This window comes from Clostridium sp. AF32-12BH, assembly GCF_003477935.1.
GTDB lineage: Bacteria > Bacillota > Clostridia > Lachnospirales > Lachnospiraceae > Brotaphodocola.
In genome coordinates, this window is sequence record NZ_QUEH01000006.1 from 154,697 (window position 1) to 168,313 (window position 13,617).

The 13,617-nt window shown below is 42.7% G+C and carries 11 protein-coding genes; 9 read left to right on the forward strand and 2 right to left on the reverse strand.

Features of this window, described 5'->3' with window-relative positions:
- Positions 1-490 precede the first annotated feature (490 nt).
- From glmS to DWZ40_RS07700, 3 genes are all read left to right on the forward strand, one after another.
- Positions 491-2,329 (forward strand): glutamine--fructose-6-phosphate transaminase (isomerizing), encoded by a 1,839-nt coding sequence (gene glmS / locus DWZ40_RS07695; RefSeq protein WP_118542339.1) that lies wholly within the window; start codon positions 491-493, stop codon positions 2,327-2,329.
- A gap of 9 nt (positions 2,330-2,338) precedes the next feature.
- Positions 2,339-2,488: a hypothetical protein gene (locus DWZ40_RS19435; RefSeq protein WP_182431660.1), complete on the forward strand. Its 150-nt coding sequence runs from the start codon at positions 2,339-2,341 to the stop codon at positions 2,486-2,488.
- Positions 2,489-2,844: 356 nt separating this feature from the next.
- Complete coding sequence (locus tag DWZ40_RS07700; protein WP_118542341.1) at positions 2,845-4,320, forward strand: restriction endonuclease; 1,476 nt, start codon at positions 2,845-2,847, stop codon at positions 4,318-4,320.
- 344 nt (positions 4,321-4,664) lie between these two features.
- Here DWZ40_RS07700 and DWZ40_RS07705 read toward each other — a convergent pair whose 3' ends face one another.
- On the reverse strand, positions 4,665-5,258 hold the full coding sequence (locus DWZ40_RS07705) for a YHYH domain-containing protein (protein WP_118542343.1): 594 nt from the start codon (positions 5,256-5,258) through the stop codon (positions 4,665-4,667).
- 557 nt (positions 5,259-5,815) lie between these two features.
- Between DWZ40_RS07705 and DWZ40_RS07710 the strand changes: the two genes are divergently transcribed.
- Positions 5,816-8,014 (forward strand): P-loop NTPase fold protein, encoded by a 2,199-nt coding sequence (locus DWZ40_RS07710; protein ID WP_147354153.1) that lies wholly within the window; start codon positions 5,816-5,818, stop codon positions 8,012-8,014.
- 81 nt (positions 8,015-8,095) lie between these two features.
- The gene (locus DWZ40_RS07715) at positions 8,096-8,803 is read left to right on the forward strand and encodes a hypothetical protein (protein WP_147354154.1); all 708 of its coding nucleotides are present in this window, start codon (positions 8,096-8,098) and stop codon (positions 8,801-8,803) included.
- A 17-nt stretch (positions 8,804-8,820) separates the two neighbouring features.
- Here DWZ40_RS07715 and DWZ40_RS07720 read toward each other — a convergent pair whose 3' ends face one another.
- A complete protein-coding gene (locus DWZ40_RS07720) occupies positions 8,821-9,270 on the reverse strand; it encodes a hypothetical protein (protein WP_118542349.1) in 450 nt (149 codons plus the stop codon).
- 123 nt (positions 9,271-9,393) lie between these two features.
- On the opposite strand from DWZ40_RS07720, the gene DWZ40_RS07725 reads away from it, so the two are divergent.
- The 4 genes from DWZ40_RS07725 to DWZ40_RS07740 all read left to right on the forward strand — a co-directional run bounded on the left by DWZ40_RS07725 (position 9,394) and on the right by DWZ40_RS07740 (position 13,333).
- Positions 9,394-10,626: a serine/threonine-protein kinase gene (locus DWZ40_RS07725; protein WP_118542351.1), complete on the forward strand. Its 1,233-nt coding sequence runs from the start codon at positions 9,394-9,396 to the stop codon at positions 10,624-10,626.
- A gap of 101 nt (positions 10,627-10,727) precedes the next feature.
- Positions 10,728-11,642 carry a hypothetical protein gene (locus tag DWZ40_RS07730; RefSeq protein WP_118542353.1) on the forward strand — a complete coding sequence of 305 codons (915 nt, stop codon included), beginning with the start codon at positions 10,728-10,730 and terminating at the stop codon, positions 11,640-11,642.
- Between the two features lie 328 nt (positions 11,643-11,970).
- Positions 11,971-12,660, forward strand: coding sequence for a LytTR family DNA-binding domain-containing protein (locus DWZ40_RS07735; protein WP_118542355.1), 690 nt, complete (start codon positions 11,971-11,973; stop codon positions 12,658-12,660).
- Between the two features lie 259 nt (positions 12,661-12,919).
- The gene (locus tag DWZ40_RS07740; RefSeq protein ID WP_118542357.1) at positions 12,920-13,333 is read left to right on the forward strand and encodes a TIR domain-containing protein; all 414 of its coding nucleotides are present in this window, start codon (positions 12,920-12,922) and stop codon (positions 13,331-13,333) included.
- Positions 13,334-13,617: the final 284 nt, after the last annotated feature.

Below are 13,617 nucleotides of genomic sequence, written 5' to 3' on the forward strand. Positions count from 1 at the left end.
ATCTCTAGTATAACATGGATTTGGGGCAAGCAAATATGTAAATTGAATTTCCTCAGGGATTTCTGAAACTTTCAAAACTAAATTCCAGCGCCCTCTGGAATTTCAGAAATGGATCTTTGTTATTGTCCACGAATTGTGTGGTTTTGGATGGGTGTGTACGGGATTCGATTCGTTGTCAGTGCTAGAAAGTGGGAAGATGAGTGAAAACAAGTAAAAATGAACGAGCCTGTTGCGCGCTAAAGAGTGCGCGTGAGGCAGAGAGAGCAAGTAGCATTGTCTCAGAATGTATGTTATGATAAAATACGTGCAGTTGTGTAGCAAGGGGCAGTATGCAGACCACCGGGCTAAACGGTGTACAGAATCAAGAGACGGTGGAGAAGATTCATTGTAGAGAATCAGAGATAGAATGTTAACGATAGGTTTTGAAAAGCGCAATATCGATTTAATGTTATAGTTACTTCACAATAGAAAGATAAGAGGAGAATCATTTATGTGCGGAATCGTAGGATACACAGGACCGGAGCAGGCAGCTCCGATTTTATTAGATGGACTTGCAAAACTGGAGTACCGCGGGTACGACTCGGCTGGTCTCGCCGTCCGTGACGGCGAATCACCGGCTCAGGTGGTAAAGGCAAAAGGGCGGCTGAAAGTGCTGACAGAGAAGACCGATGGCGGCGCATCCCTGCGAGGAACCTGCGGCATCGGGCATACCCGTTGGGCAACTCACGGCGAGCCATCGGAAAACAATGCCCATCCCCACATTTCCGATGATGGCAATGTGACTGGCGTACATAACGGTATCATCGAAAATTATCAGGAGCTGAAAGATAAGCTGGTGCGCAAGGGTTACACCTTCTATTCCTCCACCGACACCGAGGTAGCCATCAAGCTGATCGATTACTATTATAAGAAATACGAGGGAACCCCGGTCGATGCCATCAACCATGCCATGGTGCGCATCCGCGGTTCCTATGCCCTTGCGGTCATGTTCCAGGCATATCCGGGCGAGATCTACGTAGCCCGCAAAGACAGCCCGATGATCCTGGGTGTGGAAGACGGGGCTTCCTTCATTGCTTCCGATGTCCCGGCCATCTTAAAATACACAAGAAATGTCTACTACATCGGCAACATGGAAATGGCGCGCGTCCGCAAAGGCGAAATCACCTTCTATAACCTGGACGGCGAAGAAGTCCAGAAAGAGAAAAAACATATTGACTGGGATGCAGAGGCAGCCGAGAAAGGCGGCTACGAGCATTTCATGATGAAAGAGATCCACGAGCAGCCAAAAGCTGTGGCAGACACCTTAAACTCCGTCTTAAAAGACGGTTCCATCGACTTAAGCGAGGTAGGACTCACCGATGCAGACATCGAGAAGATCAGCCAGATTTACATCGTAGCCTGCGGCTCCGCATATCACGTCGGCATGGCAGCTCAGTATGTGCTCGAAGACCTCGCACGCATCCCCGTGCGCGTGGAACTGGCATCCGAATTCCGCTACCGCCGCCCCATCCTCGACAAAAACGCCCTCGCCATCATCGTCAGCCAGTCTGGCGAAACCGCGGACAGCCTGGCGGCTCTACGCGAGGCGAAAGAACACGGCGTGCGGACATTGGGAATTGTCAACGTAGTGGGCTCCTCCATTGCCAGAGAGGCCGATAACGTCTTTTACACCCTGGCAGGTCCAGAAATCTCCGTAGCCACCACGAAAGCCTACAGTACGCAGCTCATCGCAACCTACACGCTCGCAATCCAGTTCGCAAAAGTCCGCGGCGAGATCACCGGAGAGCAGTACACCTGCTACATCAAAGAACTCCAGACCATCCCGGACAAGATCCGGAAGATCCTCGAAGACAAAGAGCGGATCCAGTGGTTCGCAGCCAAGCAGGCCAACGCCAAAGACATCTTCTTCATCGGCCGCGGCATCGACTATGCCATCTGCCTGGAAGGCAGCCTCAAAATGAAAGAAATCAGCTACATCCACTCCGAGGCCTACGCCGCAGGCGAACTCAAGCACGGCACCATCTCGCTGATCGAAGACGGCACATTAGTCATCGGCGTCCTGACCCAGCCAGACCTCTACGAAAAGACCGTCAGCAACATGGTCGAATGCAAGAGCCGCGGCGCCTATTTGATGTGCCTCACGACCTACGGCAACTACAACATGGAAGACACGGCAGACTTCGTAACCTATATCCCGAAGACCGACCCGCATTTTGCAACTTCATTGGCAGTGATTCCGCTGCAGCTGATGGGATATTATGTGTCTGTGGCGAAGGGACTGGATGTGGATAAGCCGAGGAATTTGGCGAAGTCGGTGACGGTGGAGTAAAGGAAGCTAATGCGCACTACTGCAAAACGTTTTCTTCAGCAGCCGACCTCATATAAAAAGCGGAAGCAGGATCTGGAATATTCGGCAGAGGTTTATCATTGCAGCATTCATGAACTGGAGGATCCGGGGGTGGTGTATCCGGATGTGATAGAGTGGTAGAGGGAGGATATTTTCGTTAAAAGATTTGAATGGGTTTATGTTTGAATATTAATGAATGTGGGAGAGTGGGTTATCGTTAATTGGACGATAGCCCATTTTTATTGCCATGCATTTGACGGGAGCTTTCCGTGGCAGGTTCTGTAGGGGCGTTTGATGATCGATGGTCAGATAAAATCTGTAATGCCGCTATTTAAAATACCAGGTTTTGTGGACACAATGTAGCAATATAGAAGAAAAATGGTAGTGTGACATATTGCTTTTGAAAAACAGTGAAAATAAGCCATTTTGACAAAATGAAATAGCTGCTATATATTATATATTATAAATAGTGCCGTGTGACAGAAGGAGAAAGGTGTATGGGACGAGTAGAAGAAATATTAGAAGTAAAAGGACCAATGCTTTCAGGGAAATTGGCTTCCATATTGGAGCAGGAATATTCAATGAGTAATGAAGCAGCCAGGCAAGCGATTTCCAGGGCAGGGACACCGGTACAAAAATTGAAAGTTTTTCCATTCAGCAAAAATCAGGTGTTTTGTTATTTAGAGAAACAATATGGTTCACAAAAGTATAGGAAAAATTTGTATGAATCATTAAAAAAAGAGGCATTGGCTGTTTCTGTAATTTTACATGCATTGGAAAATAGCAACTTTATAATGAAGAAGGATCTGCTCCCCGTGTATTCGAAATCTCCGGTAGAAAATACAAAGGGACATCGAAAATTTGAAAATATCATATCTGATTTAATTCAACAAGGAATCATCGGTGAAATGGAAGAATATTATGTTGTTTCTCCGATGTACAGTGGTAAAGATTATAATCTCACATATTCAAGAAGTGAAGAACAAATTACAAACATCATTGCAACAGACTTTATTTCATGGGCCGCGAAATTAAATATGATAGCCTATAATTCATCTAGATTATTCCCAGAAGAGGCAATATTTGCTCATTTTCAATGGTTTGCTACAATACCAACTTATGTAACACCACTATTTGATTATAAAAAGAATAGACCGGGATTTATGGTTGTTGATGTATTGATCAAGTCAGATGCTACAGTTCAGGATATTGAATTTTTTGTTGAAAAAATCAGGATAATTCGTAATTTTAAACGTCTTCCGGCTTTTGTGCCAGTGCTGCTTCTAAATAGTGTATCGAGTGAAGCCTTACAATATTTAAAAGAAAATAAAATCATTGTGGGAATACTTTCCAATTTATTTGATAAACGATACACACAAACAATCATGAATATTTATAATGTACTCCGAAATGCCACTGCCGTAATTATGAAAGAACCAGAAAAACTGGAAGAACTGATTAGAGAAATTGCAAAAAGTGAAGGCCGCTTTAATAATGCCATGGGTGATCTGTTTGAATGTATGGTGGGACTTTTCTTTTCCAGGCTTGGTTCAAGATATATTGAGATGAACAAACTGGTTCCGAATGGAAAAGGCGGGAAATACGAAATAGACGTTTTAGTTGAACGAGATGGGAAGATGATTGCCATTGAGTGTAAAGCTTACAGAGGAGCAATTGATAAAGAATACGTCGAACGATGGTTATCTTCCAGAATTCCGGCTTTTAGAAGTTTTCTGGGAAGAATCTATCCTGGCAGAGAATTAGAATTTTCATTGTGGGCATTAGGTGGATTTGATAAGCAGGCAGAAGATTTATTGAAAGAACATAAGGCAAATGTAAAGAAATATCAGTTATCGTATTACGACAAGGAGGGAATATATCAGTACGCAAAAGAGCGAAATGACAACACATTGTGTGAACAGGTAAAAAAGCATTTTAAGGGATATGGAGTGGATTTGGGAAAGGAAGAGTGATTAATTAAGGAAAAAAGGTGGCTCCGTTAGTCTGGGCATGGTGGATTTTACTGCGCTGGGACTAACGGAGCTGTTGTATTATAGAATCAATCTCAAGTGCTGTGACAAAGATATATTTAAAAAGAAAACGAAAATCTGACAATTAACGAGAATGATATGAAATAAAAAGAAAAAACAAGAACATTTTTGTTACAATAATTGTGAGAGCTGAATAGCTCAAAATGCTATCCAGCCCGCACACATTATAAATTCAATTCAATAAATTTAAGATTTTTTCATCAATTCATGAGGTTTACACAAAATTCGTTACATTACCAAAATTGGCATTTTCACATCTATCTGAATTAATGCGCACGTCCTTCTTTGCAACCACTCTGAACGTAATGATCGTAATAAGCTTTCCAGTCATCACCAAAAGCAGCCTTTAAATCATCGTTATTTTCTTTGTAAGAGGCTACGTCAAAGTCTTCGTTACCGCGCCGTCCCTCTTTCATACCGGTGGTGTAGAAGTGTTCGAAAAGTTTTAATTTGTTGTTGCCGATAGCAGACTGCAGATCGCTGTTGTGGCTGTAGTAATAATCAGCATCAAATACAGCCTGATAAGAATTCATAAGGTCTGTGGTGATGTTGGTCTGGTTTGCGGCAGTATTGCTTCCAGTTGAGTTGCTGTTCGAAGTACTCTGAGAAGCATTTTTCTGTCCGCCGGATTTGTATGGACATACTCCGTTTTCGTGAAGATGTGCCGGGTAACCACCGCAGTGATAATGATAACTACCAAGACCACTCCGATTTTTATAGTCATGGTGACCGCCCTGGGAATCAGTCCGTCCCGGATGTGCTTCTGCGATGATCGGGCTGGTACCCGGAATAACCGGCATGGCAGTGGAGAGAACAAGGCAGGACAAAAGAACAGATACTTTTTTCGATAATTTTTTCATGGAAACGCCCCCTTAATATGTGATATGGTTATTATACCATGACAGACAATGGGATTCCATATGGTTTCAATATGGACACGTGAAGTTTACGTTGGAAGGTTTTGGTGAAAAGAGAATAAAATTGAAAAAGTCGTAAGACGCAAAGATATAATGCAAAGGATGATGCAAGAATGAAAGAAAAAAGAAATAATCTTCTTTTGAGGCTGGTCGGTGTGTTTTTCATAAGTACACTTTTCTTCTTTACCATCAAAACGGTGCCTGCTGCTGTGTATTTCCTTATGGTGGACAGTGGTTTATTATGGTTGGTCATAAAGTATTCTGTACGGAAAAACAGATGTTTATTTTCTGATATTTTATATATGGCTGGGGCCAATGCCGCAGCCTATTTGACTATCCGGACAATGCAGAAAGATGTTGTTTCGTGGAGTCTGTACGGAAGAAATTGGTATGTTTATCTGGTGGTTTTGTGTTATATAGGACTGATATTGGGTATTCATATTGTTCTGATATTCGGGAAAACACAAGAAAATATAGATGTTGATTTTACAGATCCTGAAATGAGCGCAGGGCAGGATTTTAGGAAGGTGGATGCATCGTTTTCACCATGGTTTATCGCAAGTAGAAGAGAGGACCTTCTCCGTCTGGAGGAGTATTTATCATTTTCGCCTGTAGTCGGTGTCAATGGCGCCTGGGGAACGGGGAAAAGCTGCTTACTGGAAGAATTTGCACGGAGACACAGGCAGGAAATTTATATGCTGCGGGTAGATGTGCTGACTTGTAATCTGAACGAAGTGGATATGTTTCTACTGCAGGAAATGGAACGGATCCTTCGAAAGGAGAGAATTTATCCGCGGGTTTCAAAAGAACTGCGTAGTATTATGGCAGAGCATTCTTTGCTAAAAGAAGCGCAGCAGTTTTGGGGAGAAATCGGTAATAGTAAGGCAGAGGTGCTGGATGCCTATCGGAAAGATATTCAGAAATTAGAAAAGACAATTTTGATTGCGGTTGAGGATCTGGATCGCATTCAGAATGTAGAACAGATGAAAAAGCTGATGGATTTCACAGAACGTCTTTCGGGTGGAAAGATAAAGGTTGTGTATGAATATGACAGTGAAATGCTGGAAAATGCCGGAGTGGATTGGATGTATCTGGAAAAATATATTCCATATGTTGTGAATTTGACGAATATAACGTTTCAAGATGCAATCCGTTATTATTTTCCAGAATATAAAGACTATTCGAAGTATACGTTTTTGACCGGAAATGTATCTCTCGGAGCATATGTGAGTAAGGTGTTTGGTTTTGATGCAGAAATGGCCATTCACTTAAAGAATCCTTCACTTCGAAAAGTAAAACATTTTTTGCAGGAAAGCAATGCACAACTCCAAAAACCGGAGTTTAAGGAAAAGACAGCGCAGAGAACGGTACTTGCATTTTACTTTATGAAACACTTTTTCCCAGATTTTTATGAAAGTCTGACATTCTATGGTGATTGCAAGGATGAAATAAAATTTGAAGTACCGCAGACCAAGGAGCGGTATAGTTTTCAGGAGTTATTAAATCTGGTGCGACTGAATCAAGAGGCGGGAGAACATTCGGAAATTGGGCTGTCTGCCGATGAGGTGAAAATGCTGTTTTCTGAAGGTGCGGCGTATGAAAACAGATGTGGTTTGATTTTGCTAAGGTTGTTAGGGTACAATTTTCAGTATATGGATGAGCAGTATCTGGACAAAAAACAACTGGATGAAGGAACTGGAGAGAGACTGCAGCGGGTCTGTAAATTCTATTATATGCGTTCGGCAGAAGCATTAAAGCATGCAGAGGAAAACGATAAAATTAGTACACTGATTCGTAATCTTCACGCAAATGGAAACCAAAAGAACACACAAAGCGAACGGAAAGCGAAATTGTTTGTTTCAGAAGTTCTGGAAAAAGAAGATCAGATTACAGCCTGGAACACACTTTTGCAGTCCGAAAAAATATCATTTTATATGGGAATTAATGAGTATGTGGAATTGGCAAAATCACTGCGTCTTCTACTGGAAACCACGGAATGGAAACCAAGAGCGCAGGAAGTATGGTACAAATTTGTTATTTTTTATCATACGATCAAAAAACGCAGGCAGAAAAATCAGATCACTTTGGAATATCTTGCAATGTGCAACTACATAGATGCCAGATTCCATAAGGTTTTTCTTGAAGTGATAAGGAATTTTAATGCAATGGAAATCGTGGGAAAACCGGAAGAACAAAAGGTGTATCTGGACTTTTTAAGAAAATATAGCTATTATGCATGGAAAACTGGTTTTCTGGAGCAGTATGATGACTGGAGACTGGATGTTACAGGAAAGAAGGAAACAAAAGCATTGCAGTTAATGCAGGATTATTTTGCATACATTATTCAGACGATTCAAAATGACTTGGAGACGAGGCAATATTGTAGCAGTGTAAGGGAGGATGTGGAAGAAGTACTGCATTTTTTTAGAAAGAATGCAGAGCTTTTGGTATCAGAGAAGAATACGAAATGGGAAAATGATTTTCAATTCAACATAAATACTAAATCACATTACGCTTATGTGGATGAGGAAACGTATAAACAACTGGAGAAACTGGCAGAGTCAGGTACAGATAAGAGTAATTTTGAGATGTGTCTGAATCAGGCTTATATGGAGGAGCGTGTATCTGTTCGCGAAGTAAAATGGTTGTATGGATGTTACGAAAGGCACAAAAAATCAAATTTATATAATATTAGTTAACATTCATATTGATTTTAAGGAGAAGATTTATTAACATAGAAGAAAGAACGTACGTTTTGGGCAGACGTCAAAAGGGAAATTTTGAAAGAAGGTTGGAGGGATAGAAATAAAGTGGGTGAAAAAACTTTTGATAAGCAACATCTTCATAATGCAGAGGGTGCTGTGGAAAAAACGGATATATGTGTTTCCTTTATAGATATTAGAAATAGTTCCAGCGTTGAAAGATTGTGGATGTATTATTTCGCATTTATGCGTAATAAAGGGCATGATACGGAGCAGATATGCCGGAAACTGGAAAAATCATTAAATGATGAAAAAATCAAGATATTTTTGGAAATCCAGATAAAACAGAACACACAGCAATTGGTATCGGATAGCATTACATTGTATTCGACAATCGAACGTGACAAAAAAACAGTGCCGGTTCGGTGTATCAATCGTCTATGGAGTGCCCTGAAAGAATTGGCGGAAAGCGAAAAACACTGGGAAAACTGGATATATGAAAAAATTCGGAACATAGCAGATGGACGACCAGTTCTTCAAAAAATTGCAGCAGTTATGCTGGGAGTGGCAATTGGTTTTTCTGGAGATTTCTTACATGATGCAGTGCAGGAAACGTATTTCCAACCGAAGCAGAATGCGGTAACTATAATAAACCAGTTTTACATGCAAAATGGAAACTGGGATATAGAATGGCATGGAAATAGAAATGGAACTGGGAATAGCAGCATCAGCCCGGAAGGGAACGGTGCTTCGCTGGCAACAGCTTCGGATGCAGTCAAGCCTTGATTGGGATGTGATTCCGATCATGCCTTTTTCCCATTCAGAATCTCCAATCCATGAGCTGCAAGCTTGTCGTTGATGGCATCGATATCAAAATTTTCCAGGTTGATCGCAGTGGCGATGATGATATCGCGGGAATCCTTGACGTAAAGATCGCGCAGTTGGAACAGTTCCAGCGTGCGGCGCATTTCTTTCCGGTTCATGTGGGCAGCGAGACAGAGAATCAGGATGATATCCCGGGAAGGTTGTTCTTTCTGACCATTTAACAGATCATATACATACGATTTGGAGATCAGTCCGCTGCAGCGTCTGGCGATCTCTGCAGTGGTGACAGAGTGGCTGGCAATATAGTCGTTGAAGTAATCGCGGATGGAGGTGGTGACAGTGTGTTGGGCTAGATACTGTTCCATCTCTTTTTCGGTGCGGACTTTGGAAAAAAGATGGAAAAGTTCGGTGGTATCGGACTGAGACATGAGTGTTCCTTCTTTCGTGGATTTAGGGCTAATATAGTTATGAGATGATACCCAGGGGCAAAAGACCTTTTGTTCCCAACATCATTATATCAGAAGATAAATAAGGGGAAAAGAGTTTGTAATATGACATTACAGGAAGAGTATGAATTGTCTTGCTACCGGGTGCTGGATCGCCTGAAAGAGAAAAAAGAAGTCTATCTGGTGCGTCATGTGGAGACGGGGCAGCTGTGTGTAAAAAAACAAATCGATCTGTATAACCGTAAGGTGTACGAACGCCTGAGGACGCTGGAGATTTCAGGGATTCCAAAGATTTATTGCAGCGTGGAGCAGGATCAGAAACTGGTTGTGATCGAGGAATACATTCACGGAAAAACATTGGAGGAATATCTGGAGGAACATGGAAGCGTGCAGGAGGATACCGCTGTTTCGTTCATGCTGCAGCTATGCGAGATTCTGAAGCAGCTGCATAGCCTTCAGCCACCGGTCATTCATCGGGATCTGAAACTGTCGAACATTATGATCAGCAATGATGGGGTGATCAAGTTGGTTGATTTTAATGCGGCGAAAGAAGTCCAGGCGGGGCAGATGGAAGACACTTATCTGATGGGAACCCGGGACTATGCTGCGCCGGAGCAGTATGGTTTTGGGCAGTCGGATGCCCGCACGGATATCTATGCGCTTGGCATTCTATTAAATAAGCTTTTGACAGGAGACTTTCCTAAAAATAAACGATATGAGGGAACATTAGGAGCGGTGATCCAGACCTGTATCCAGATGGATGCGGAGGCCCGTTATCAGAGCGTGGAAGATTTGAAAATGGCACTGAAACGCTGTTGTTTATCGGAAAAGAAGGATTCTGGGACAACAGAAAGAAATGCCAATGTGAAGAGAAAAAACGATGCAGAGAAAAAAGCAGGTGCAAAGAGACATACACAGGAAAAACCACAAATGGATCCGAACAATGATTCACGGAAAAGGAAACGAAAAAATATCGGAAAAGAATATAAGGGACTATATCCCCCAAAATGGTATCTGCCTGTTGGTTTTCGGACCGGGCGTATCTGGAAGATTCTGACAGCGGTGTTTGGCTATTGGATGATCACGTATTGTTGTCTGGGGATGGAGTTTCACGATAAAAACGGAGCATTGTATAGCGGATATGCTCTGTGGGTAAACCGGATCATGGTGTGGATATACATGCTGTTTTCTGTATTTTTTGTGGGAAATTATGCGAAGATGCGGAAAAAATTTCCTGGAATGAAAGGCAGTGTCTGGAAACAGTCGTTATTTGGATGTGGGTATTTGTTCTTGTTTTTATGTGCAGCGGTATTGATCATAAGTATTCTCGGAGGCTGAGAAAGCGGTTAAGAAAGCAGTACCGGAGGGCAGGTTGTCCGCTGGCAGCGGACGAGAAAAGACTCTGTCTGTGGTAATCTTAGGAAAAAGGAGGTTACCATATGAGAGAGAATATGACAGAACGAGAGCATCTGGTATTGCCGGTTTACTTAAATGAGAAAGTCGTGCTGGATATGCTTGCAATCCTGCAGAATGGATTTTCCATGGTCAGCGAGATCAGTACGACATCCCAGGACAGCAATGCAGTGAGTGGAACCACGAAAGCAGAAATGAATACGGGCAGTTTGCTGAGCCGTGTGCTGAAAATCAAACTCGGAGCAGAAGCCTCCGGAGAGAAAAAACAGGAAGATCAGTGGGTGAGCAAGGAAGCGCGTTTCCATACGAGTGCATCGCTGTTCTCGGAATTTCGCAGACAGTTGATCGAGCAGGATATGCTTACCTGTATGGCATCAGATCCGCTAAACATTCGTGAAATTCATACGGGAGATTTCATTGAGGTGGAAGGCGCTTTGATGAAAAATCCATTGATCGATATTTTAGAAAAGTTCATTTCGGTTTACCGGATGAGTAAAATTTTCACGGAACCGACTGTGGCTGCAGTTGGGCAGAAGAAGCAGATGGCGCAGAAAAAGAACCAGGAAGATATTCAGGTTCAGCAGATGGAAGCATTGCTGGAGGAGCTTCGTGTTACGGAGACCATGGATTTTGTACTGAAGAGCAATTGTGCGTCCTTGGTATTATCTGCGCAGGAAAAATATCTGGAAAATGACAATATCTCGGAATTGATTGGGGGCAGCTTCAAAGTCCTGGGCAAGGTGATCAAGGTCTGTGCAGAAGATGGGGAAGGCGTTAGTTTATTGAGGAAGACAACACTGGATATTCTGGATGCAGATACTTTGAATGGATTGCTTCAGATATTTGAAAGCGATGAACTTAGAAATTTACACTTGCCGGAAGTTGAGTTTCAGATTAAGGCTCCAGCAGCGATTGTGATTCCAGTGGCGATTTATGCGTAGGAGATTTGCAGAAATTTTAAGATGAATATAAGATAGGCTGTAGCCAGTATCAATCGTTACTTGCACGTTGGGATCAGTTTTTTGCTGAAAATGCGATAAAACAATTTTGGAAGAGCATGTTTCCAGAACTGCAGAGAAAGTGATTTTTGCCCTCATTTTATGTCGGTTTATATGGTAAAATCCCCCATTTCTCAGCATTTTCCTCTTGCTCCTTTGTGCGAACTTCTGAATCTGTGAAATCCGTTTTACAAAAATATTTCCCTCTAGTATAATTAATTCGTTTCACTAACAAGGTAGATGAACTTCCTAGGGGAGATAAAGAATAGGTATGAGAAATGCGTTAATTTTTGATGATAATAAAATTTTGGCAGAGCTTGTGCAGATCAAGGTTGAAGCCTTGTTCCGAAAATATGATTTGGAATTTGAAGTGGACCGGATGAACAGTATCAAACAGCTGGAGGCTTGCGAAAAAACGTATCAGCTGGTATTTATGGATATTGTGCTGCCGGAACAGGATGGAATTAATATTACGAGGGAGTGGAAAAATTCTGGCCGTTTTGGGGAAGTGGTTTTTGTTTCCGCATATGATGACAAAGTGTTTGCTTCGTTTGACACGAATCCGCTTTATTTTGTTCGAAAAAATAATCTGGATGAGGATCTGGAGCAGGCAATTATTTCCTATAAAAGAAAAATTTCCGCAACACAGGTAATCGTGCCGGAGGGTGCGAAGTACCATGTGTGGGACGTGAACGAGATTATGTATCTGGTGAGCCGGAATCATTATATCGATGTCTATATGGCTAATGGCAACAAGCCGTTGGTACGCGGCAAGCTGGATGATATGGAGAAGATCCTGCAGGATTACAATTTTGTGCGGGTTCAGGTGAGTTATCTGGTGAATCTGAAGTATGTTGATGCGGTGAAGAGCCAGGCGATCCGATTAAAGAATGGAGAAGTATTCCGCATCAGCCCGAAGTACCGGGAGAAGGTTGCGTCCCGTATGGAAGCTGGATGGTAGAAAGATTGCCAGTTTCAAGTGAGTCGTAGGAAGAAAAGGCTTACTGGATTCGGGCAGGAATTTTCAGAATCAGCAGATGTGCCACTGGCGTTTCCTCGATATGCAATCCAAAAGGTGACAAATAACCGGGAAAGTTGACAGTATGGTGTCTCTTTTTGCGAAAGTACAGTAGAATAAAGGCATTACATTACAAAAGACAGTCCGTAGTGGAACTGTCTTTTTCGTTATCTTTATTTTTGCGAAGACGAGGGGGATGAGAATGCCAGTACTGAAAAACAGACATATTGTGATCAGCCGTTCCAGAAATTGCCGGGAATGTTACGATACGGTGTGTGAGTGGCTGAATACGACAAATTATTTTAAATGGACGGATGATTCGGTGAGTTATAATAATGAATTGGAGGATCCGGAGCGGAAACAGCGCCGGCTTCTTTTGCGTCATCGGATTTCGGAGTGTGGCTGTGTGGTGCTTTTTGCGGAGATGTATGATGCGTATCGGGAGTGGATCGACCTTGCGATTGATCTTGCGAACGAATATCATAAGCCATTGATCGGAGTGCGGCCGCGGGATGAGCAGAGCCCGGTACCGAAACGAATGCAGATCAACTGCCGTGTGACCGTGAAGTGGCAGCGCAGTGCGATCGTGGCGGCGATCCAGGAGTATTCGCTGTAGATGTGAACAGAAATTTTCTATATTGCGTTTGCTTTCTCATCTTCGTATAATGAAGGCAGCAGAGTCGTCAGAAATGCTGTGGTGTTTCGCTGTTTGGCATGCATGATGTATGCGTGAACAGCAAATTTTGGCAGAAGAGGGGGAAGTACACGGTGACGAAGAAATCTGATGATGGAGAAAGAATGTGCAGTGCGGAGAGCGCACGTGATACAGAGAAAATGTGCAACGCAGAAACAACGTGCAACACAGAGAAAATGTGCAACGCAGAAAAAATGCGCAACACA

Excerpts from the sequence above, each read along its gene's own strand:
- DWZ40_RS07710 (WP_147354153.1), top strand. The coding sequence starts at position 5,816 with ATGAGCGCAGGGCAGGATTTTAGGAAGGTGGATGCATCGTTTTCACCA.
- DWZ40_RS07725 (WP_118542351.1), top strand. The coding sequence starts at position 9,394 with ATGACATTACAGGAAGAGTATGAATTGTCTTGCTACCGGGTGCTGGAT.
- glmS (WP_118542339.1), top strand. The coding sequence starts at position 491 with ATGTGCGGAATCGTAGGATACACAGGACCGGAGCAGGCAGCTCCGATT.
- DWZ40_RS07730 (WP_118542353.1), top strand. The coding sequence starts at position 10,728 with ATGAGAGAGAATATGACAGAACGAGAGCATCTGGTATTGCCGGTTTAC.
- DWZ40_RS07700 (WP_118542341.1), top strand. The coding sequence starts at position 2,845 with ATGGGACGAGTAGAAGAAATATTAGAAGTAAAAGGACCAATGCTTTCA.
- DWZ40_RS07735 (WP_118542355.1), top strand. The coding sequence starts at position 11,971 with ATGAGAAATGCGTTAATTTTTGATGATAATAAAATTTTGGCAGAGCTT.
- DWZ40_RS07740 (WP_118542357.1), top strand. The coding sequence starts at position 12,920 with ATGCCAGTACTGAAAAACAGACATATTGTGATCAGCCGTTCCAGAAAT.
- DWZ40_RS07705 (WP_118542343.1), bottom strand. The coding sequence starts at position 5,258 with ATGAAAAAATTATCGAAAAAAGTATCTGTTCTTTTGTCCTGCCTTGTT.
- DWZ40_RS19435 (WP_182431660.1), top strand. The coding sequence starts at position 2,339 with ATGCGCACTACTGCAAAACGTTTTCTTCAGCAGCCGACCTCATATAAA.
- DWZ40_RS07720 (WP_118542349.1), bottom strand. The coding sequence starts at position 9,270 with ATGTCTCAGTCCGATACCACCGAACTTTTCCATCTTTTTTCCAAAGTC.